General features: G+C 71.2%; 15 protein-coding genes and 1 pseudogene. 8 read left to right on the plus strand and 8 right to left on the minus strand.

The features are described from left to right. The 5 genes from AB0A61_RS38630 to AB0A61_RS38650 form a co-directional block, all read right to left on the minus strand. A partial coding sequence (locus AB0A61_RS38630) for an SAV_2336 N-terminal domain-related protein (RefSeq protein WP_361303593.1) occupies nucleotides 1-4349 on the minus strand: 4349 nt, incomplete at its 3' end. Between the two features lie 4 nt (nucleotides 4350-4353). Continuing rightward, nucleotides 4354-5349: a MoxR family ATPase gene (locus tag AB0A61_RS38635; protein ID WP_361303596.1), complete on the minus strand. Its 996-nt coding sequence runs from the start codon at nucleotides 5347-5349 to the stop codon at nucleotides 4354-4356. Then, entirely contained in the window at nucleotides 5346-7517 is a 2172-nt protein-coding gene (locus AB0A61_RS38640) for a hypothetical protein (RefSeq protein WP_361303599.1), read from the minus strand. Before AB0A61_RS38640 ends, AB0A61_RS38635 begins: the two co-directional genes overlap by 4 nt. Nucleotide 7518: 1 nt before the next feature. Next, entirely contained in the window at nucleotides 7519-7833 is a 315-nt protein-coding gene (locus tag AB0A61_RS38645) for a trypco2 family protein (protein ID WP_361303602.1), read from the minus strand. Nucleotides 7834-8033: 200 nt separating this feature from the next. Next, nucleotides 8034-8723, minus strand: a complete 690-nt coding sequence (locus AB0A61_RS38650; RefSeq protein WP_361303605.1) for a DUF429 domain-containing protein — start codon at nucleotides 8721-8723, stop codon at nucleotides 8034-8036. A 95-nt stretch (nucleotides 8724-8818) separates the two neighbouring features. On the opposite strand from AB0A61_RS38650, the gene AB0A61_RS38655 reads away from it, so the two are divergent. The 6 genes from AB0A61_RS38655 (at nucleotide 8819) to AB0A61_RS38680 (ending at nucleotide 17431) form a co-directional block, all read left to right on the plus strand. Next, nucleotides 8819-11683: a phosphoenolpyruvate synthase gene (locus AB0A61_RS38655; protein ID WP_361303608.1), complete on the plus strand. Its 2865-nt coding sequence runs from the start codon at nucleotides 8819-8821 to the stop codon at nucleotides 11681-11683. Then, nucleotides 11680-13332, plus strand: coding sequence for a nucleotidyltransferase domain-containing protein (locus tag AB0A61_RS38660; protein WP_361303611.1), 1653 nt, complete (start codon nucleotides 11680-11682; stop codon nucleotides 13330-13332). The genes AB0A61_RS38655 and AB0A61_RS38660 overlap by 4 nt, the downstream gene beginning before the upstream one ends. A gap of 95 nt (nucleotides 13333-13427) precedes the next feature. Further along, nucleotides 13428-14516: an SDR family oxidoreductase gene (locus AB0A61_RS38665; protein WP_361303614.1), complete on the plus strand. Its 1089-nt coding sequence runs from the start codon at nucleotides 13428-13430 to the stop codon at nucleotides 14514-14516. Continuing rightward, complete coding sequence (locus tag AB0A61_RS38670; RefSeq protein ID WP_361303617.1) at nucleotides 14513-15502, plus strand: nucleoside-diphosphate kinase; 990 nt, start codon at nucleotides 14513-14515, stop codon at nucleotides 15500-15502. The genes AB0A61_RS38665 and AB0A61_RS38670 overlap by 4 nt, the downstream gene beginning before the upstream one ends. 13 nt (nucleotides 15503-15515) lie before the next feature. After that, complete coding sequence (locus AB0A61_RS38675) at nucleotides 15516-16520, plus strand: ScbA/BarX family gamma-butyrolactone biosynthesis protein (protein WP_361303620.1); 1005 nt, start codon at nucleotides 15516-15518, stop codon at nucleotides 16518-16520. Then, on the plus strand, nucleotides 16517-17431 hold the full coding sequence (locus AB0A61_RS38680) for a UbiA family prenyltransferase (protein WP_361303623.1): 915 nt from the start codon (nucleotides 16517-16519) through the stop codon (nucleotides 17429-17431). The genes AB0A61_RS38675 and AB0A61_RS38680 overlap by 4 nt, the downstream gene beginning before the upstream one ends. Here the strand turns inward: AB0A61_RS38680 and AB0A61_RS38685 are convergent. Next, nucleotides 17374-18435: an NADP-dependent oxidoreductase gene (locus tag AB0A61_RS38685; RefSeq protein WP_361303626.1), complete on the minus strand. Its 1062-nt coding sequence runs from the start codon at nucleotides 18433-18435 to the stop codon at nucleotides 17374-17376. The two genes, AB0A61_RS38680 and AB0A61_RS38685, sit on opposite strands and share 58 nt — an antisense overlap. A gap of 383 nt (nucleotides 18436-18818) precedes the next feature. Here AB0A61_RS38685 and AB0A61_RS38690 point away from each other — a divergent pair, with 383 nt between their 5' ends. After that, nucleotides 18819-19355, plus strand: coding sequence for a hypothetical protein (locus AB0A61_RS38690; protein ID WP_361303629.1), 537 nt, complete (start codon nucleotides 18819-18821; stop codon nucleotides 19353-19355). Here the strand turns inward: AB0A61_RS38690 and AB0A61_RS38695 are convergent. Next, nucleotides 19336-20184: a LysR family substrate-binding domain-containing protein gene (locus AB0A61_RS38695; RefSeq protein WP_361303631.1), complete on the minus strand. Its 849-nt coding sequence runs from the start codon at nucleotides 20182-20184 to the stop codon at nucleotides 19336-19338. The two genes, AB0A61_RS38690 and AB0A61_RS38695, sit on opposite strands and share 20 nt — an antisense overlap. 40 nt (nucleotides 20185-20224) lie before the next feature. On the opposite strand from AB0A61_RS38695, the pseudogene AB0A61_RS38700 reads away from it, so the two are divergent. Continuing rightward, a pseudogene (locus AB0A61_RS38700) lies at nucleotides 20225-20590 on the plus strand (EamA family transporter); the annotation flags it as partial. A gap of 142 nt (nucleotides 20591-20732) precedes the next feature. On the opposite strand, the gene AB0A61_RS38705 reads toward AB0A61_RS38700, so the two are convergent. Continuing rightward, the gene (locus tag AB0A61_RS38705) at nucleotides 20733-22004 is read right to left on the minus strand and encodes an MFS transporter (RefSeq protein WP_361303634.1); all 1272 of its coding nucleotides are present in this window, start codon (nucleotides 22002-22004) and stop codon (nucleotides 20733-20735) included. Nucleotides 22005-22200: the final 196 nt, after the last annotated feature.

Consider the following 22200-nt stretch of genomic DNA (forward strand, 5'->3'; position numbering starts at 1 on the left):
ACGGGTCCGGTGTGGCCGGTCATTTGGAAGAGTTGGGTGCCGGTGTGCAGGTCCCATGCGCGGACTGTCTGGTCCCGGCTGCCGGTGATGGCGGTGGGCCTGCCGTCGAGGACCGTGCAGGCTACGGAGTGGACGGGTCCGGTGTGGCCGGTCATTTGGAAGAGTTGGGTGCCGGTGTGCAGGTCCCATGCGCGGACTGTCTGGTCGTGGCTTGCGGTGATGGCGGTGGGCCCGCCGTCGAGGACCGTGCACGCCACGGCATGGACCGGTCCGACGTGGCCGGCCAGTGCTTCGGGCCGGGCCGAGAAGAAGGATCTGCCGGTTGCCGCTCTGCGGGACCGCACGGCTTGCCGGACGGAGCGGTCCAGCTGGTGTTGCAGCGCGGTGGCGCCTGTGCGGGCGGCATCGCGGGCGAGGACCTCACGACGTGCAGCAGGGGTGGCGGCGCCGTGGAAGGCCATGGAGGTGCGGTATGCGGCTGCGGCGAGGCGGGCGGGTTCGCTGCGCGCCCGGCTGAGGTGCGGCGCGAGACTGACGGCAGGGACGTGGACGAGGTACTCCGCGTCTCCCAGGAGATCGTCGAGACGTTCGGCCTCGGCGGCATGGAAGGCCAGATGGGCCAGAGCGTAGGGGTGGGCGCGGGACCAGTCGAGGGTTCCGTCGACGCGGTGGGGCACCCGCTCGAGCAGGACGTCGACGAAGGCCGCGTGCACGGCCCGCAGGTCTACGCCGTCGCGCAGGATCTCGGCCAGGGCCAAGTGGTAAAGGCGGTAGACGGAGTGGCCGGACTCGGTGGATTCCAGCCCGGACTCGGTGGTTTCCACCACGTAGGAGCCGGCCGTGTGCCGCAGCCACAGCAGGTCCTCGTCCGTGTAGCCACGGCCGGAGATCGCAGTGGCCAGAGGAGCCCAGATGTTCTCCCAGGGCAGGCCCCCGCCCTGGGCGAAGGCCAGGGGGCGCAGGAGGTCGATGGCGCGCAGGGCGCCGACGCCGAAACGGCGGGCGAGATCCTCGCGCATGGCCTGTTCGGCGTGGCGTGGCAGGCCGGCCCGCCATGCCTGGTCCGAGGGGTCCGGGACGACGTGATCGGCCGAGGCGAGGACGCTCGCGGTGATGCGGGCGACGAGGAACGACGTGCCGGCAGCTGTCGCGACTGCCTGCGCGACCGGCCGCACTGCCTCGGGGCTGCGCCGATAGGGGGAGGAGGGATGGGCTTCGAGGAGTGTGCGAGCGGTGTAGGCCTGCAGTGCCTGCGGATCGGCGTAGCGGGCGTCGTCGAGGTCGATGACCTGCCCTGCGGTGATGGCCAGGCGGTCCAGCAGGAAGCGGCGGGTGCCCAGCAGCAGGCGGATTCGCCCGTCGGAATGGTCGATCAACGGCCGGACGATCTCCGAACACAGACTGTCAGGCGTGGCGGCCTCGTCCAGCGCGTCGATGATGACGGTGAACGGCGCTCTCCGGTGGTCAGGAGTGGGGAGAGCCTCGAGGAGCTCGCCGACGGTGCGGGCATCCACCTGTGCGGCGGCGGCCAGCGCCCGCAGGACGTCGGTGTCGGTGAGGTTCTGGGCGTCCACGGCGACGTCGACAGCTCCCGCGTCCGGGATCTCCTGGGGGTCGAGGCCGAGAGCGTCGACGGGTACGGTGCGGCGGTGTTCGGGGTCGCCCAGTGCGGCGATGACGCCGAGTACGGAGGTCTTGCCCGAACCGGGGCCCGCTGTGACCACCCGGCAGGCCGACCGGCCGTCCGTGGCAGGCTCGCGCAGCCAGGCGGTGAGATCAGCCAGCGCCCGGCGACGGCCGTAGAACCACCACTTCTTGGCGGCATCGCCGTCGTGGCCCATGGCGTGCGTCAGCAGACGTGCCGTGAGTTCGGTTTCGCGTCGCCGGGCGTATTCGTCGGGCTCCGCGCCCGGCCGGGCGGCCAGGTCCGCACCGGAGGGCACAAGGCCGTGGCGTGGACTGGCCAGAAAGGCGGGGGGCTCGCCGGTCAGTCCCTGGAAGAGACTGATGCGTTGGAAGGCTGGTCGGTCGGGGTGGTGATTGATCTGCTGCACCACGGCGGACACCGACAGTGCTTCGTGGCCGGACCCGGCCGTGTCCCTGTGGCCCACGGCCTCGGCGAGCTGACGGGGAAAGAGGTCGGCCTCGGCCTGCTGATGCGGCTGGGCGGAGGAAAGCACGACCAGCCCCGAGCCGACGGCCTGCCCCCACTGCTCGCTGACGACCCGGTTCAGCTCGGTGGCGGCCGGCCCGTTGCCGCTTCCCCCCGAGTAGCAGGTGTCCAAAATCAGCAGCAGGCGCCGTACTTGGGTGTTCCGCAGCATCACCCCGGCCAGCTCCTGCGTCGACAGCGCGGTGTGGGCGACAGCTGCGGGGTCGGTGTCGGCGGTGAACAGCACATGGTCGCCGCTGTCGAGGACTTCCCCGTGGCCTGCGAAGTACACCGCCACCAAGTCGTCCTCCCGCCGGTCGGCCGACGTGCAGAACGCCCGTAACTGGTCCAGTAGTTGCATGCGGGTGGGATCCGGGCCGAGCTGGGAGTGATGCTGGTAGCCCAGCTCGTGGGTGAACACGTCGATGACGCGTTGACGCGCCTCCACCAAGCCCGGTCGGTCCCCCTGGGGGCACATGGGATGGCGGGACACGGCCGTGGCGATCAGGAATCGTCTCGGCTCGGCGGCGCTTTCCCCGGTCTGGGCCGCTGGGACCGGCTTGAGGTGAGCGTGTTGCTGCGGGCGCTGACGGTTCGAGTCGGCGGACCGCTCTGCAACCGGCGGCACCCCGAGGCGACGCAGCAGCCGCTGGTTCAACTGGGCGAAGGAGCGGTCGGGCTTGCCCACCTCAAAGGATCCGGTGGGATGGGCCAACCAGGCCGTGAAGCTGGGCGAGCGGCCCACGCCGGCCTCGAGGTGGTCGCCGATCGCCCGGGTGGTACGCAACAGCTCGCGCGGAGGAACGGTGCTCAGCAGGACGCCGCGGACGTCCTCGGAGAAGTCGAAGTGCTGTTGGTGTGGCAGGCGTGCCGGGGCGTCGGCGTCCGACCGGTGCATCAGGCCACCGAGGAAGACCTCCACGAGGTGGCCGATGTCGGTCGGGGGACCCAGTGCGCTCTGGACGAGACGCATCACCGGTGGGGTGACGGGGGCGACGGCGGCGAGGTGCGCGGCGAGGCGGTAGGCCTCGGGGGATGCAGCCGACCGGAATCGGAGCAGAGCCTGTGCTCCTGTGGTGTGGCGGGTGTCGGCGTAGGGGCGGGCGGGCAGGTCCTGGCCCCCGGGCCAGAGGGGGAGCAGGGCGGTGGCGCTGGGCGAGGCGATCAGGCGACACCATTCGGCAATGGCGGCGGGTGAGGGCTGCAGTACCGGGACCGGGATGGTGGGGACGCTGACCAGGTCCGCAGGCAGGACTGGATCCGTGACGTGCCAGGCCGTGGTCGGGCCGCCGCGGCGGCAGGTCGTGATCTGCCATTCCTGGGCTGTGATGCCGGAGCTTGCCCACAGGCGTGGGGGCAGTGCGTGGACGATGGCGCTGGGGCCCCGTCTGGCCCAGAAATCGAGTGCCTTGCGCATCCGGCCGTCCCACCAGGCGTCGCCGACGCCGTCGCTGATGACGAGGACGAGCGTGTCCCCGGTGGGGTCGCTGATGCCTGCGGGCGCGAGGCCTGCTTTTCTGCCCTGGTAGGGGCGGCTGCTGAGCCGGGGAGCCCGCGGGCTGCGGGTGTCGAGCCCGTACACGCGGATGTCGCGGAAGGCGCCCGCGCGTTCCATGAGCGTACGGACTTCGGTGGCCAGCCGTTGCCAGAGGACCATGGAGACTCCGTCGTCGACCAGGAGGGCGAGGGAGAGCCAGCGGTTCCGTGCCGGGCGGGTGACGGTTTCCGGCAGACCGGTCTCGGCCATGGCGGCCACGGTCCCCGCGATGTCGATCTCGTGGTGGCGGCGGTCGGGGAACCGCTGCCGCAGGGGCCGGAGGGACTTGCCGAGACGGAGTTCTCGAGCGTCCAGGAGGCGACGATCCGGGGCACGGACGGGGAGCGCGCCGTGCGGCGTCGCGTCGGCGGCTTGGCGCGGGGTCGTCTGTGGCGCCGCGTGCAGCGGCAGATCGGGCTGACGGCCTTCCGATGTCCCCGGATGCGTGTCCTTGGCCGGCGGATCGAGGGCGGGGGAGTCGGGGCAGGGGTGCTCGGGGTCCGGGACGGCCCGTCCGGACGGGGCGGGGGGTGTGACCGCCCGTGCCAGGGGTCCGTCGGCCCGGGGCAGCTTTCCGGCCAGCCACAGGACGTCGAGGAGTTCCTCCTCGCAGAGGGCCACGCCACTGGCCGTCAGTACGTCCCTCAGGCGCCCGAGCATGCCGTCAGACCGCCCCGCCCAGCTGGTGCAGGACGGCGTCGATGAGGCGGCCGGCGTTCAGGTCGACGCCTCCCTTGCGGAGGAAGACCGCGTTGAGGAGCTGGTCGGTGGCAAGTTCGCCGGGTGCGCGCCGGCTGAGGAATTCCTCCAGCAGGTCGTCGATGTCGCTCAGCGCCTCCTGGCCGAGATGTGCGGCGACGATGTCCCGGAGCCGGTCCTCGTCGGGCTCGGGAAGGTCCAGGCGGACACAGCGCCTCAGGAAGGCGGGCGGGAAATCCCGCTCACCGTTGCTGGTGATGACCACGACGGGGAATTCCCGGCAGCGGATCCGGCCGCGCGTCACCGGTGTGGGGACATCCGGGTCGTCGGTCTGGACGTGGACCGGAGACTGGTCGCTGGGCAGGCGGGTGAGCTCCGGGATCTCGAACTCACCCTCCTCGAAGACCGTGAGCAGGTCGTTGGGCAGATCGACGTCACCCTTGTCCAGCTCGTCGATGAGCAGTACCCGGGGGCGTTCCTGGGACACGAGGGCGTTGCCCAGGGGACCGAGGCGGACGTAATGGCCGATACCCAGTTCGGGGGTGGCGGCCCTACGGCGGAGATTGGCCTCCCTGAGCCGGCCGACGGCGTCGTACTGGTAGAGGGCGTCCTGCAGGGTGGAACGGCTGTTGACCGGCCAGTGCAGAACGCGGCCGAGGGCGAGTTCGTGTGCGATGGCGTGCGCGAGGGAGGACTTCCCGGTGCCCGGGTGGCCGGTGACGAGGAGGGGCCTGCGCAGGTGCAGCGCCGCATTGACGACGTCGGCCTCGGCGGGGTCGATGAGGTAGGGCCGGGGGCGGGGGGACTGCCGTCCCGGCGACGCCTCCTGCGGGCCGAAGCGGCGCCATGGCGGAGGGGGTGGGAAGGCGACCTCGCGGGAATCTCCGTCACCGCGGAACAGTCGCCAGTCGTTGCCGGGGGTCGGGGGGTGGTCTTCGGTCCCGGGCTGTGCGGCGGTCACGAGGCGTGGGCTCCTTTCCTGGGGTCCCTCAGTTGCAGCGACTCGGGCTCCGGGTGCCGGCCGCCTTCCTCCCACACGAGGGCCGGGCGTACCGGGGTCGTCTCCGGGCAGTCGAAAACCTCGCCCCGGAAGACGCGCACCCGCTCGGGCAGGTCGGCGAGCGGGCCGGTGGGATCCAGCGGGTGCAGCCCGGCGGCATCCTCGTAACAGGCTGCCTCACGGTCCCAGAGAACCACGGGGACGCCGTAGGCCAGGCACAGTTCCAGGAGGCGAGTTCGCTGTTCGCGGGGGCCGTGAAGGACCACTTGGGTGGCATTGCGATGGCTCGTCTCCAGCAGCCGTCTGACGCGTTGCCGGGTGCCGCAGCTCTCGTCCACGACCAGCGGAGCCTGGTGCCCGCTTTCCTGGCGCCGGCGGTGTTCACGCTCGCGGCTCTTCACCAGGGCGCTCATCTCCGGACAGCTGAGGGTGATCGAGAACTCGGCGCCGATCGGCTGGTCGGGCACGAAGTCGTTGGGGGCTCCCGGGTTCCATTCGTCGACGGGCAGATGCAGGCCCTTGCGGTCGACCAGGACCGTCACGCGCGGGGCGTGATGCGTCAGACCGGGCTCCGTGGCCGCGGTCTCCACGGCGTCGCGCAGGCGTCGTGCCACTTCCTCGGGCTGCTTCGGAGTGCTCTCCGCCTCGTGGAGCGGGGTCTGGGACCCGTCCGATCGGACGAGCAGGATGCGGAAGAAGTAGCGCTCCTCCGACGCTTCCTGAGCGGGTGTGAGTTCGAGCAGGATCCGGGAGACCGCCGACGGCTGCTGGGCGGCCCAGCGTTGGGCGTCGAACCGGCGCTCGGCGAGGGCCGTCGGGTGGATCCCGATGCGAGTGGCGACGCGGTCGGACCACCTGTGCAGCTCTGCCCTCTGCTCCAGCCCGACGGCGGCGGCCACGTATTCGGCGAGTCTGAGCAGGGCGGGTACTTGTGGTGTTCCGTCCGGTACTTGCTCGCTGTCGGAGACGGCCTCCAGGTCGCCGACGACCTGCTCGAGGTCCTCCACGCCGAGCTGGGTGCGGGCCAGCGGCCCGGGAAGCCACGAGTAGCGCAGACTCTCCCGGGCGGCCCGGGGCAGCAGGGCGGGGTGCTCCTTGCAGATGTCGTGCAGCATCCCCAGCAGGAGTTCGGACTCCTCCAGCGACAGCAGTGTGCCGAGCCCGGCGGCTCGGGCGTGGGCGAGGAGGGCGGTCAACCGGCCGCGTGAGCCTTCGTCGGCGATCGCCTCGGCCACGGTGCTGCTGAGGGAGGCCAGGGCGCGGGGATGGACGGCCAGCAGGGCCACGAGATCGGGTACGGACGGCGCGTAGCCGGCCGGCAGTGCATAGCCGAGCTGGTGGGCGAGGACCTGGGTGTGAACCGAACAGGTGCCCTGGTCCCCGAGGAGTGGCCACAGCAGCCTTTCGAGCTCCTGCTCGGCTGCAGTGCGCTCGGTCACGGGCCTGGCCCTCGGCAGGGACGCGCCGATCTCGGTCAGTCGCGGCGGACCGTCGGCGTACTCCTTGAGCAGTGCGTGGAATTCGGGGTCCTGAGTGAAGGTGCGAGCCGGACAGGCACGCAGGCGTCGGTTTCCGTATGACTGGTAGTCCTGGATCACCACGCCGACCAGGTGCTCGTCGCAGAAGACCGCGGCTCCGGAGGCACCTCCCCATGGCTTTCGGTCATCGTCCAGGGGGTCGGGCGCGATGTCCTGTTCCAGGACGTAGAGGTCGCGGGCCCCTGCGGACAGCGGCGGCAGCATGCCGCGCAGGTGCTCGGCGTCGCGGCCTCCGTCCACGGCCGAGGCCACGGGAAAGCCGAGACCCTCGTACCGCAGCGGGGCCTTGCCGACCGGGCGGCCCCATCGGACGCCGCCCGGCACCTCCACCTCGTCATGCGTGAGGAGGAGGGCCACGTCCAGGCCCTGTGGGTGGGCCCAGACGAGACCGGCCCCGGTCAGTACCGTTTCACCGTCGCGCGGGTGCCCCACCCATACCCGGGTCTCCGGCCACAGGGCGCCGGTGTCCTTGTCCATGAGCACATGACGGGCGGTGAGGACGAGGCGGGGGGCGATCAGATAACCCGAGCCCACACTGCGGTGCTGCCTGGCGGTGCCGCTGCGAACCAGCGCGAGTCTGCGCGGGTCCATCTCACTCCTCGTCCCAAGCCCCGGTGTCCTGGTCGTTGATCTCGGGGGTGGCGCCGGCCAGCGCCCGGTCCCGGACCGAGAGACGCAGTGTCAGCTTGTGTGTGCGGACGGTCGAGTGTTCGCCGCCCGCGCCGACGGTGGCCACGCCGAAGGTCAACTTGCCCTCTGCCTTGCCGGAGTTGCGCAACTCGAGCAACAACTGCAGTTCCGCCTCTTCGATTCCGAAAGCGAACTGCTGGCCGGCGCCCAGATCCTGCGCCCTGTACAGCTCCTGCCGCAGCTCCTCGATTGCTGCGGCCAGGCCGATGCCCGCCATCCCGCCCCCCTGTCGTACTGCTGCAATGACCGGCAACTGACAAGCCGTCATGCTACCGGCCCAATGTGGTCCTGCCGCAGGAAAGCGACCCGATTGAACAGCAGTACGTTGCTGCCCACGCCGCGGCAGGCCGGGCGGACCGGTGGATCAGGGGCCGGGCCGACGAGTGGCTTCCGCAAGCGCGCGGGTGGGGCGGCGCGTCAGTACCAGATCGCGATCGGCCTGCCCCGGGCGTCGTGCTCCGGCGGCTCGGGGAGGCTGCGGGCGCGGCCCAGGGCGATCCGGTGCGCCGTCCATGCCGTGGCCGCGGCGTCCAGTACGTCGTCCGGTGGCACGTGTCCGGCCTCGCCGAGTTCGTCCGGGAGTACGATCCCCGCAGCGGCGAGGAGTGAACGGCGGGTCATCTGTCCGGCCCAGCTCTTCTTGCGGTGCGCCAGGGGTGTGCCGCCGGCCAGGGCCCGGAAGGAGACCTCGGGGTGGGCCTCGAAGAGCCGGTCGCCCGAGGCATCGGCCAGGAGACCATTCGCCTCGCGCAGTTTGGGGGCCAGTCCCCAGCTCTGGCGGCTCAGTCCGTTACCGGTCAGTTCACGGCACCGGCGGTTGGCGGCCTCGTACTGCTCCTCCTGCCACACCGCGCGCGGTGGCACCCGGAAGACGCTGCCCCTCCGGCCGCCCAACAGGCCGGAGGCCTCGATGTCCGCGCGTCGCCACCCCCTCTCCAGGAGGCCGAGCGGTATGTCCACGGCCACGACGGCGATGCCGCGGTCCGCTGCCCCGGAGAGCAGGGATCGCAGGCCCACAACGAGGCCTGCCTGCGCGAACCGGCCGTCATGGAGGGTGATCGCAACCCACCCGGCCGGGCACGCGTCGACACCGAGAACCTTCACCATGTCACCCAGCATCGCCGAGCGGCGGCCCGCTGGGGCACCCCGGCCGAGGTGTCGCCCCTGTTCGCCCTCCCGGACAGGGAGCGATCCGCTGGTGAATGGCCGGAAATGTTCAGCGACAAACCCGGATTGGCCGATGCGGAGGTTTCTACCCGCCACACCGTGATACCTCCTGTGAGTCGAGCCAGAATCCTCTGGAGGGAATCCAGTTGTCGCTCACCGCGGGATCCGATCATTCGTGCCTTCGCGTCCTCACGGCTGCGAGCGAGGAGTCCGAAATCGCCGAATGGGCAGGCGGAAAGGGGAGAAACCTCTACGCCCTGACAAAGTCCGGCTTTCACGTACCGAGCTGGTCGGTGATCGGCCTCGACGTATTCGCGGAGTTCATTCGCGGCAACGGTTTGGACGAGCGACTGTCAGGCCTGTTCGCCGGGGGCTGGGAAGGCCGGGCCCGGGAGATCGCCGACGAGATCACCGCACTGATCGGGGCGGCGCCCCTGGACGAGAGCATCGCCGCCGCCTGCGCCCTGGCCTACCGGCAGGCCGGCGGGGGCCGGGTGGCCGTCCGCTCGTCCGGGGCGGAGGAGGACGGCGCGGAGCACTCATTCGCCGGCCAGTTCGACAGTTTCCTCAACGTCTCCGGCCTCGACCAGGTCATCGCCCATGTCCGCCGGTGCTGGGCCTCCGGGTTCTCCGAACGGTCCCTGCTCTACCGCGCCCAGCGCGGACTGCCGCCGAACCCGAGGGGCGTCGCGGTCATCGTGCAGCGCATGGTGCCCGCCGAGCGCAGCGGGGTGCTGTTCACCGCCGATCCTACGGCCGGCCGGAGAGACCGCCATGTGGTCAGCGCTGTCCACGGTCTGGGCGAAGGACTGGTCTGCGGCGCGGCCGACGCCGACACCGTCGTCATGGACGCCGCCGGCGGCGAGCCGCTCAGCACCGTGATCGGCGACAAGCGGGAGCGCTACGACGCCGGCACCGGACCCGGCTGTGAGGTGTCGCCGGTCGCCCCCGAGGACCGCGGGAGCCTGTGCCTGACCGCCGAGGACCTGGCCCGGTTGCACGGGGCCGGAGTGCGCGCCACCGCACACTTCGGAGCCCCGCAGGACATCGAGTGGGCCATGGCCGACAGCACCCTGTGGATAGTGCAGAGCCGCCCGATCACCGCCCTCGCCGCCGGGCCGGAGCCCGAGGGGGAGCTGCGGCTGTGGGACAACTCCAACATCATCGAGAGCTTCAGCGGTGTCGTCTCCCCCCTCACCTACAGCTTCGCCGCCGACACCTACGCCAAGGTGTACGAGAGTTACGCCCGGGCCCTCGGGGTCAGGGGCGCCCGGCTGCGGGAGGTACAGGAGTGGACCCCGCATCTGCTCGGCTACATCCACGGACGGGTCTATTACAACCTGTACAACTGGTACCGCATGGTGCGCCTGGCGCCGCTGTACCCGCTCAACCGCCGGGTGCTGGAGAAATCGCTGGGTGTCGCGGAGAGCATTTCTGACGAGACCGCCGACGCACTTCATCCCTTCACACCCCCGACGGGGCTGCGCGGCCGGATTTCGCGACTGGCCCGTACCGTGGTCTTCGCCAGAAGGTTCCTGGCCATCCGGAAATCCGTGGAGACCTTCCACCGGGATTTCTACCGGGCGTACGCGGTTTTCAACGACGTCGACTACGACGCGCTGCCCGGTGACGAGACCTACCGCCGCTTCCGTCGGCTCCAGCGGGAACTGATCGAGAAATGGGGTCCGATGCAGGTCCTGGACGCCACGATCCTGCTTTCCGTCGGTGTGCTCGCCCTCCTCACCCGCAGGTGGCTGCCCGACGCCCCCGACTGGTTCACCTGGGCCGCGGCCGCCCCGGGCGGCGATGTCGAGTCCGCCGAACCGGTGTGGGCGCTGGCCGAAGTGGCGGCGCGGGTGCGCCTCGACGACGAGGTGCGGGAGTTGCTGGAGCGTACCTCCGACGACGATGCCTACCGGGCCCTGCGCGACGGCGGCCACACCGAAGTACTGGCCGCGGTGGACGCGTATGTCGCCGAGTACGGCTACCGCAGCCCCGACGAACTCAAGCTGGAGGTTCCCGACCTGCGCGAGAACCCGGCCGGGCTGTTCACTCTGCTGCGCGACGCACTGGCCGTTACCCCTGGGGCCGGGCCGGGCGACCGCGTCGGCGAGGCCGACGCCTACCTGGACCGGCATCTGCGTGGTCCTCGCCGCTGGGTGTACGAGCGGGTGCGGCGCAAGGCCCGGGCCGCGCTCGCGGACCGCGAACGGCTGAGGTTCTGCCGCACCCGTGCCTTCGGCGCGGCCAAGCGCATGCTGCGGGCGATCGGCCGCGACCTCGCCCGCGCCGGGGCCATCGACTCCTGGATTGACGTGTTCATGTTGAGGCTGGACGAGGTCGAGGGCGCCTACGAAGGCCTGATCGCCCACGCCGAACTGAGGGAGCTCACCGCACTGCGCCGTCGGCAACTCGCCGCGGACGCCGGGGTACACGCCCCGTCCCGCTTCACCACCCGCGGCGCTCCGTACTGGTCGGGCAATCTGGAGCGGGCCGGCTGGACCAGCGGGCCCGCCGCCCGCAGCGGCGCCCGCGAACTGCGCGGCACCCCCTGCTGCCCCGGTGTCGCCGAAGGGCCGGCGGTGGTCACCGACACCCCGCGGGACATCGGCGGCGGCATCCTGCTCACCTACCGCACCGACCCGGGCTGGGTGGCCGCACTGCCCTCGGCCGCCGCCCTGGTCATCGAACGCGGCAGCCCGCTGACCCATGTGGCCGTCGTGGCACGGGAGCTGGGCATTCCGACCGTGGTCCAGGTCAAGGGCGCCACCACCGAGATCCGCACCGGTACACGGCTGCGCGTGGACGGCGCCGCCGGGACGGTCACCATCGTCCCCGACCCGCCCGCCGACGGCACATCCGTGAACCCGGACACCCGAAGGACGGAGACACATCCGTGATCCTCACCGAGGACCAACTGCAGGGCCTGGTCGACAAGTCACTCGCGCAACTGCCCCGGCACGCCGAGTGGGCCGTGGTGCTCGAGGGTTCCATAGCGGAAGGGTTCGGCAACCCCGCCTCCGACATCGACTTCCTGCTCATCGGCCGCACCGAGGACGACCTGCCCACCATGCCCTCGCTGCTCTTCGTCGACGGCCGCCGGGTGGAGATCCGTACCCGTTCGGTGAACCAACTCGCAGACCAGCTGGAGATCTTGAACGAGCGAGCCACCCGCCCGCGCCGGGTCTCCGAGGACCTGCTCAACCGCTGTCAACGGCTGCTGCACAGCCATCCGCTGCGCGGCCACGCCATGGTCGACGAGATCAAGGCACTCATGACCGCCGAGCACTTCTCCCGCATCGCCCACGACTGGTGGGCACACCGGGCCCGCCACTCACTGCGGCACGCCACGGCACTCCTCTGCCTCGGCGCGGCCGGCGAGGGGGCCGACTGGACCCGCGCCGGACTCGTCCAGGCGGTCAAGGCGTGGGCGGCCACCCGGGGCGAGACCTATCTGGAGCCCAAGTGGCTGTCCATGCAACTGGACCGGGCGGACCGGCCCGACGTCCGCGACCGGTACTGGGAGCTGGAATCCACGGCCCCCGCCTTCGGCGACCCGGACTCGGCCCGCGCGCACCTGTCCGCCTGCCTCGGCTTCGCCGCCGACCTCGGTCTGACCGGTGTCACCGGGAGTCCCGATCGGATCACCCTCGAACGAGTCGCCGGGGTGACAACCTGGGAGACCGGCGAACGGGTCCACGTCATCCGCCGCCGCCGTGAGGTGTTCGCCCTCGGCGACCGCGCCGGAGCCGTCTGGCGCTCTCTCGTTCCGGGCCGGTCGCTGCCCCGCGTGCTCGCCACGGCCCAGGACACCGGCGTGCGCGACCCCGGCCCGCTGCTGGCCGAGTTCCTGCGCTACGGGCTGGTCCGTCTGGCGTGGCAGGGCGCCGGCACCATCACCCCGTCGCTGCCGCTCGCCGCCCCGCCCGGCCCGGTCACGCCGCCCCCCTCCACCGCACAGCCGCTGCTGTCGGTACGCGGAGCAGCCGTCAGCGCCCCCGACGCCGTCGACCTGGTGCCGCTGCCCGCCGAGCGGTTCGCCGCCGCCGCGATGACCCTGGTGTGGGCCAACGTCGTCGTCGAGAACGCCCTCGAGGACCTCACGGGCGCCCGCCGGCGCGGTCAATGGCGGGTCGCCGAACTCACCGCCCGCCGCGCCGTGCACGCCGCGCTGCGCGGCCTTTTCAGCGCGTACGGCGTCAACCCGCTGCCCGCCGACTTCGACCTCGTGCGCCGTTTCGGCCTGCTGCCGCCGGCCACCGAGCCGATCCGGGCCCGCGCCGAGGAACTGCTGCGCCGCACCATCGACTCCGCCGAGCGCGGCGACGCGATGCTCGCGGATCTGCGCGCCTTCGTTGCCCTGGTGCGCGGCACCGCCGGCGCCGACGCCTTCCCCTCGTCCTTCGACTCCGCCGACACCTGGCGGGCCACCCTGGAACTCGGATACGACTGGCTGCGCATCGGCACCCACCTCGACGCGGAACTGCCGATCGAGGAGGCCCGCGACCTGCTGGCCAGTAACGGCGCCCAGCCCCATCAGACCCTGTGACGACCGGGCCTGCAACACCCCGCGGTACGAGGGCAACGCCCGCACCGGGCGACCCGCACGTCCACCATCACGGGCACTTTCTGGAGGAACGACCGATGGCCGACGCCATGACGGTGCTGGTGACCGGCGCCAGCGGTTTCGTGGGCGCGGAAGTGACCGCCCGTCTCACCGCCGCGGGCCACACCGTGCTGGCCCTGCTGCACAGCGCGGACGATCTCGTCCGTAACGACGGCAGAAAGCTCACCCCCGGGCCCGGCGCCCTCACCCCGATCACCGGCGACATCACCCGCGCGGGTCTCGGCCTGACCGACGACCACCGACGCCTCGCCAGGGCCGCCGACCGGATCGTGCACTGCGCCGCCGTCACCGACTTCGGCCTGCCCCAGCAGCGGTACCACAGCATCAACGTCCAGGGCACCCGGCACGTACTGGACCTCGCCCTCGCCGACCACACCCCACTCGTGCACGTCAGCACCGCCTACGTGTGCGGGGAACGCGACGGCACCGCACGTGAGGACGAACTCGACGTCGGCCAACACCCCGGCAACGACTACGAGCAGAGCAAACTGACCGCGGAGACCCTGGTCCGCAAGACCGCCGCGGACGGTCTGCCGGTGACCGTGGTGCGCCCGAGCATCATCACCGGCGCCGCCCGTACCGGCCGCGTCCGCGACTTCAAGACCATCTATCCCGTGCTCAAGGTCTTCACCAGGGGCCTGCTGCGCACCGCCCCCGGCCACTACGACGCCGTCCTGGACCTCGTTCCGGTCGACCACGTCGCCGACCTGGTGGCCGAGGCCGCCATCCGCTTCGAGGACGCCGAGGGCCACACCCTCCACGCGGTCGGCCATGAGCTGACCCTGCGGGACTTCTCCGACGTCCTCGCCGATTACCCGTCGTTCCTGGTGCCGAGGTTCGTCCCCCCGTCCGCGTTCTCCGCGGCGGCCCTGCCCGACCGCGAACGCCCCTACTACGACCGCGTCATCTCCCTCTACGACACCTTCTTCCGGCGGCGCATCCACTTCGACGACGCACAGGCCGCCGCCTTCGGCGGCCGTCCGGCGTCCCCGCGCGGCCGCACCTACCTGCGCCGTCTCCTCGACCACTGCCTCAAGGCCGGTTACCTCGGCCCGCCCCTGCCCCGGGAACCGGCCGCCCCCCGAACCAACGGGAGCACCCAGTGACGAACCACCCGCACCACCCCGCTCACCCCGAGCCCGCGCACGGCATTCCGGTCTCGCCCCTGCTCACCTGCCACCCCGCCAAACAGCAGCTGTACGGTGCGGACACCTACTACCAGGAGAGCTACGAACAACTCCTCGGCCTCACGGACGACGTCCCCGGCTTCGCACATCGTCACGCCGCGCTCCTGCTGAAGCCGGACGCCGTGGTGGCCCGCAGGCTGGAGGCGGCCGTGGAGTGGCTGACCGAGCGGCACTTCCGGATCGTCGGCGCGGCGGTCACCCGGCTGACCCGGACCATGATCCGTTCCCTGTGGTACTTCCAGTGGAACCTCGCCACCCCCCACCGCAGGCGGCTCGCCGCACTCTTCCTGGAGGATGCCGACGCCCTCGTCCTGGTCGTCCGCGCCGACCGCCCTCTGGACGTACCGGCCTGCGTCGAACTGACCCGGCTCAAGGGACCCACCGACCCGGACGCACGGGTGCCCGGCCAGCTCCGCCATCTCCTCGGCCGCTACAGCTATCTGCTCAACCTGGTGCACACCCCCGACGAACCGGCCGACCTACTAAGGGAGTTGGCCGTCCACTTCGACGACGCCGGTCGCGCCCGCCTCTTCCGGTCCGCGCTGGCGGACGCGGACCACACCGGGCACGCCCTGGAGCTGGCCGACCGGCTGTACGCCGCCACCAAGCCCCGCGACCTCGACTTCGAACCAGCCGTAGAACGGCTGCGCCAGGCCCTCTCCCGTCGCCTCGGCCCCGGCACGGCCGCCGACCCACGTCAGTTACTGGAGTGGGCCTGGAACCACGGCAGCGACGTCGATCCCTGGGACACCGTCATCGTCGGCTCCAAGGTGCTCCCCATGCGCCGGCCCGGCCGAGCCCCGGTCCTCGACGGGGCCGACGTCGAGACATGGCGCCGCCACCTGACCGCCCTCCGCGTCACCGCGAACCGAACGCGAACTGAACATGAACCGAACGCGAACTGAGAAGGAGCAGCCCATGCAGTTCGCCCGGACACTCCCGAAGGAACTGGTGCACCGGGCCGCGATCGCCGAGGTCTTCCTGACCGACGCGGAGCGCCGCAACGAGGACGAGGTGCTGCTCGCAGCTCAGCTTCCCCGCCTGCACCCCTTTCACGACGACACCCTCGGCCCGCGCACCCACCACGACCCCCTCATGGTGCTGGAGGCATGCCGACAGGCCATCTTCGTGGTGGCCCACCGCTATCTCGACGTACCGCTGGACCACAAGTTCCTGCTCCGCACGGTCGAGCTGAACGTCCTCGACCCGGCTGCCCTGGCACCCGGCGCCACCCCCACCGAGGCCGTCATCGACGCCCGTATCGAGCACCGGTTGAGAAGCCGGACCGGGATGACAGGGCTGCAGCTGCGCTTCACCACGACCATCGGCGCCCGTGAGGCGATGTCCGCCCGCATCGACTACTCATGGATGCCGCCCGAGGACTGGACGCGGCTGCGGGCCGGGCAGCGCAGAGCGCTCGGCCTGACCGAGCCCCCGGTCGCGCTGCGGGGGTCGCGCGCCCACCCCGCCCTGGTCGGCCGCCGTGACCCCGCCAACACGGTCATCTCGCCGCCCCGCACCACCAGCGACGGTGGCTGGAGGGCCCGCCTGGTCGCCGAGACCACGCACCCGACCTTGTACGACCACTGGGTCGACCACGTGCCCGGAATGCTGGAACTGGAGGCGTTCCGGCAACTGGCCCTGGCCGCCGCCGTGGCCCCGGGCACCAAGCGCAGGCCCATGGTGCTGCCCGTCGGCCTGGTCGCGCGGTTCCGCCGCTTCGCCGAGATGGACCTGCCCCTGGAGTGTCTCACCGCCCCGGTTCTGCCCGGAGCGGACGTCGAGTGCACCCTGCACCAGCTGGGCGCCCCGGTCGCCGAGGCCCGCATCAGCCTCGCCGACCGGGACACGACCGACCTGGCCGGGGTTTGCGCGGGCACCGGCGCAGGCCACGAAGCCGCGGGCGGGGACATCCCGCGGTGACCACGGTCCTGCCCCAAGTCCCCGCCCGGCTGGGCCGTTTCGTGCTGTGCAGGTTCCGGCCCCATCTCTACGCGACCTACGGACTGCTGTGGGTCCTTGCCCTGGAGAGCTCGGCGGTGGCACTGACCGGCACGGCCTGGCGGCCGACCGGAGCCACCTGGGTGCGGGTGGTGAGCGTCGTACTGGCCCTGCTGTTCCTGCGGATGCTGGACGAGCAGAAGGACTTCGAGTACGACCGAGTCCACCACCCGGACCGGCCGCTGGTCACCGGCGCGATCACCGTCGCCGAACTGCGCCGCGGCATGGCCGTCCTGACCGTCGTGACGGTGGCCCTGAACGCCGTCCTGTCGCTGACAGCCGTCCTGCTGATCCTCTCTGCTCTCGGCTACGGCCTGCTGCTTGCCGCCCTGGAGGGCCTGTCGCGGACCGTGCGCGACCGGCAGCTGATCGGCCTCGCGGTGGCCTGCCCGGTGCAGCTGCTGCTCGGCGTCTACGTGTACGGTTCGCTGGCCGCCGCCGGGACCGTCAGTGTCGACTGGCACGGTGCGGTGCTGCTGGCGCTGTGCGCCTGCGTCTTCCTGCACTTCGAGTTCGCCCGCAAGACGGCCTGGGAGACACCGCCGGGTGCGCGTCTGTACTCGGCCGACCTCGGCCCCCGGCGCAGCGCCGCCGTCACCGCCGGCCTCGCGGCGGGAGCGGTCGGCTGCCAGATCGCCCTGTTCTCCCCGGCCCGCCCGGCCGGGTGGCTGCCCTGTCTGATGGCGGCCCTGCCCGCGTGGGGCCTGGCGCGGTTCCTGGTGACGCGCCGTGGCGGCTGGCCGCTGTCGACCGCGACGGGCTTCGTCGTGGGGACCTATCTCGCCCTGGTCGTTCGCGCGGTGCTGCTGCCTTCGGCACTGAAGAACCGGTGATCTGTCACGGCGTCAGGGGACGAGGACGATTTTGCCGCGGTTGCCGCGGTTGCCGCGGTTGCGGCGGGCTTCCACGGCTGCGTGGGCCTGTGGGGCTCGGCCAGCGGGTAGGTCCGCCACAGGGGCAGGTCGAGCCGGCCGGCGGCGATCAGGTGGGCCAGTTGCGGCAAGGCCTGCGGGAAGCGGTCCGCCGGATCAGTGCCGGTGAACAGCACACCGTGCCGGGCGGCCGCCGGGTCGGCGATGGTGATGACCTTGTCCGCATCACCGACCAGGGCGACGGAGTCGGGGAGCACGCCCGCGCCGGATGCGTCGAACACGGCGTCCACGCCGTCCGGGGCGGCGGCCCTGACCCGCTCCAGCCAGCCATCCCCGTACCGGACGGCGACGGCGCCCAGCCCGGTGACACGCTCGATGTCCTCCTCCGCCACCGTGCCGACCACGGTGATACCGCGGGCGGAGGCCAGCTGGACCGCCACGGTGCCGACACTGCCGCCCGCGCCATGGATCAGGAGCGTCTGCCCCTCCCGGACGCCGAGGTGCTCCAGCGCCCGGTAGGCAGCCTCGCCCACGGTGATCATTGCGGCCGCGGTCTCGAACGACAGCTCCCTGGGCTTGGCGAACGGCCGGTCCAGCAGCGCGTATTCGCTGTAGCCGCCGACCGTGGCCACCCCGAAGACCTCCTCGCCGACCGAGAACGCGGCGCCCTCGCCGACCTCGTCGACGACACCGGCCACGTCCCAGCCCGGGACCATCGGGAAGTCGACCGGGAAGACGCCCTGCATCATCCCCGCGCGTATCCGCACGTCGATCGGGTTCACCGCGGCCGCCCGCACACGGATCCGCAGCTGCCCCGGACCGGGTTCCGGGGCGGCGACCTGCGAGACGGTGAGGACCTCCGGTCCGCCGTACCCGGTGTACGGGCCTGTTCTCGCCCGGCTGTTCCTCGACCGCGGCCAGGTGACCGACACCTTCATCGATGCCGTGGTCACCCAGTGGCTCACCGGCCGCATCGGCCCAGGAGGGCCGCCGAGTCCCGCAAAGCGGCGATGACTCTCGCCTGGCGTACGGGACTTCGCCTCGTCGCAACTCAAGTTGCATCTGCCGAGCAACGGGCGTTTCCTTACCTTGAGAACTGTGTACTCACGGTTCAATTCGAAACAGTCTCGCCCTCCCTGAGCGAGGCGATGCGGAGGAAATCGCGTAAGGGCCTTGCCCCTTTTCGAATGGGCGCTGCGCTCGCATGCCCGCAGGTTGGGAAACGTTGAATCCTTGCCATTTCGTCAGCGGGCAGTCTGTACACGCCTTTGGGTAACGACGAACGTGACAGCCGGGACTGCGTTGATGTACCCCGGCAACCACATCCGATACCCGAGGAGGAGAAAAGATGATGCGTATCCTCGAACGCCGTAGTGCTGTCATCGTCACCACGGCGCTACTGACCGCCACAGGGATCGCCGCTCCGGCCGCTGCGGTATCCGCGCCCGCGAAGGACGCCATCGCTCTGAGGCCGACCGACGTCAACATCAACAAGAACGTCACCTTCGGGGGAGGGGTGCCTGTCGGCGGCTGGTACTCGCTGACCGTGTTCCCCACGGGGAGCTACAACTACTCCGGCCACATGCACGATTCGGGTGCCCCCAGCTACAACCTCGCCGGTGTGTGCGTGGTGCGCTTCAAAAACGGCACGGCTTTCGTGTTCCAGACCGCCGGACGCATGCACGGCACCTTCGAGTCCGGGTCCCGCGACTACAACTGGAACACCAGCGGGTCGAGAAGGGCCATCGCCGATGCCTGGAGGGCATCACGTGGCAGCTGGAAAGCCAGCTGCAACTCAAAGGTCAACGCGGATCTCCATGGCATGGTCAACTCGGCGATGCAGGCCGTCGGTTACGCGTCGACCGTCATCGGGATCGTTGCCTGACATTCGGAGCTGCCCGTGCGGCCGTCCGCTGTCGGCCGCCTCCCTCCGCGTACAACTCGCAGATGAGGGCGACGGCTTCCGCGGTGGCAGGATGCGGGTCACGGCGTGACCAGACGACGTTCACGGGAACCGGCCCGGCTCCCCGCAAGGGGCGAAAGGCGATGCCTTCACGGCGGTATTGCGTCGCCGTGCTTTGCGGGGTGATGCCGATACAGCGTCCCGTCGTGATCGCAGCGAGCCAGTCGTCGATGTCCTTGGTGTACTCATGGACGGACGGTCGCCGGCGGGCCACAGTTCGGGCGTCGTGGTGCCCGTGCGGCGATCGACGACGGACGGTACGTCCCCGGGTGTCGTCCAGGCTGATGGAGCGGCGCCTGGCCCACGGATCGTCCACCGCGACGGCCACCACCCGTCGTTCGAGTCCGACGACGGTGCTGGCGAACCGCTGGGAGTCGAAGGGACCCCGGACGACCGCGAGGTCGCACACCCCTTCGGCCAGACCTCCTGTGGAGGTGTTGGTGCGGATCAGCTGCAGCTCGATTTCCGGGTGCGCGGCTGCCCAGCGGCGCTGGAAGGCGGCGGTGTGGTGGCCCGTCGCGGACCAGGCGTGCCCGATCCGCAGCCTGGTGTGACCGGTGGCGACCTCCCGGGCCAGTGCGTCGGCCTCCCCGCAAGGAGGTGGCGGGCACGTGCCAGGACCAGGGTGCCGGACGGCGTCAGCACGATGCTCCGGCTGGTGCGGTGCAGCAGCCGGGCCCCCGGGGCGGTCTCCAGGCCGGCCAGGGTGCGGGAGACCCCGCCTGCGACACGCCCAGCTCCAAAGCGGCATCGGTGAAGCTGCCGGTGTCGACGATCACCACCGGACAGCCGCGGCGTCCTGCTGGGCCGCCTACATCCTGCTCAACCGCCTCGTCGGCGCCCGCCTCGCCGGGACCGGGGGTCCCGGCGCCGCGGCCGCTCTGTCCGGGCTGCTCTACGTTCCGGTAGGCGTGTTCGTCTTGGCGCACCACACACCGACCCTCTAGGCACTCGCCTGCGCGGCGGCGGCCGGCGTGCTGTCCTCGGCGGTGCCCTTCCTCGTGGACATGCTCGCCCTGCGCAAGGTGCGCACCCAGTTCTTCTGGGTGTTCATGAGCGTTCATCCCGTCATCGCCGCCCTCATCGGCCTGCTCGTGCTCGGCCAGAGCCTGCCGAGCACCGACTGGCTCGCGATCACCGCGATCGTCGGCGCCAACACCACCAGCGCCCTCGCAGCCGCTCCCCGCCCCGTTCCGGCACCGAACTCGCAGCTCGCCGCGGCTGCTTGGGGGGAGGCGGGGCCGGCTCAACCGGCAACCGCCTTGCCGCACAACGAGACGCGCACAGGCGTGCGTTCGGTCAGGCCTGGTGGCAGGACGGGCGCGTCGTGGCGCGGAGCGCCGGGTCGTTGCGCAGCCGGACGAAGGTCAGGAACAGAGTGAGCGCCTGCACCAGGGCGCACACCGAGATGACGTCGGCCAGGTACGGCGGCGGAGTGAGGGCGAGCAGGATGCCCGCCACCGGGAAGGGCAGCAGCAGGAGCAGGATGGTCAGGGAGAGCGTCGCGCCGAAGGCCGCGGGCGGGATGATCAGCGCGCGGAGGGTGCGCAGGACGACGGTGAGCCCTCCGTCGGCGGCCATGAAGAGAGCCACGAGGGCCACGTAGCGGGTGTAGGAGGGGGCCTGTGGCACGGCGAGGCAGGCGGCTGCCGCGACGGTCGCGCTGATGACCCCGACCCCCCACAGGCCCAGCCGGTTGAGGGCGAACCTGCAGCAGGTCACCGCGAGGAGGGTGGCGGCCGCGGCGACCGACCAGAGCGTGCCGACGGCGGCCGCGGACCGGCCGAAGCGCTCCTCCACGAGGACGGGGCTGGCCGACTGCAGCAGGCCGAGCGTGAGATTGGACCAGGCGAGCCCGGCCACGAGCCGTCGCAGGGACGGCAGGGAGCGCAGGGTCTGCCATCCTTCCCGCAGGCCACCGCCCGACCGCTGGCGTGCGGCACGTAGGGGGGTGGGCGGGGTCTGAAGAGCGAGTGCGGCGGACAGACAGGACAGCACGCACAGGCACACCAGCATGCGGGTCGGCCCGGTGAGCAGGAGGACGCCGCCCAGCGCCGGCCCGACGAGGGTGGCCGTCTGGTCGACGCCGATCAGCACCGACTGCACCTTGTGGGACTGCCCTTCGTCCCGGCGGCTGACGATGGCGCCGACGGCCTCGTTGGCGATGAAGCCGAACTGTGTCAACGCTCCGGTCACGGCGGCCAGTGCCATGACGGTGACAGTCTCGGCCGTACCCGGCCGCAAGAGGGCCAGTGCGACACCGGCGCCCGCTACCACCAGGGCGCGGGCGAGCGAGGCGGCAAAGCACACGATCGCCGCGCCGCTGCGGTCCACCAGGGCGCCGGCGAAGCCGAACGCGGCCACCCGGGGTATCCATTCCAGCGCGAAGGCCAGACCCGTCAGTGACGCGGAGCCGGTGGTGGCCAGTACGACGAGGGGCATGGCGTAGGTCGCCAAGGAGTAGGCGAGCGCCTCGCATGCGCGCGGTGCGTAGATCCGCCGGAACAGGCTGCCCGTGGGGATTGCCGCGTGCCGGCCGGCTGGTTGGATCTCGTACGGGGGGACAGTCACGAAGGGGGCTTTCTTCGGTGAGCGGGGCAAGGACAAAGAGGGTGTTACCAGCCGCTCACGCGGAGGGAAGCACTTCACCCATCACGAGCATGGTCATGACATGTCTGTGAATCAGGTGAACTCCGCTCGACAACAGGAGTCATGGACAGCAAGTGGCACGTCGGCAGGCCTTGTTGAGTGGTGAACTACGGAGCGG

It is taken from the genome of Streptomyces sp. NPDC046197, assembly GCF_040646295.1.
Classification (GTDB): Bacteria; Actinomycetota; Actinomycetes; order Streptomycetales; family Streptomycetaceae; genus Streptomyces.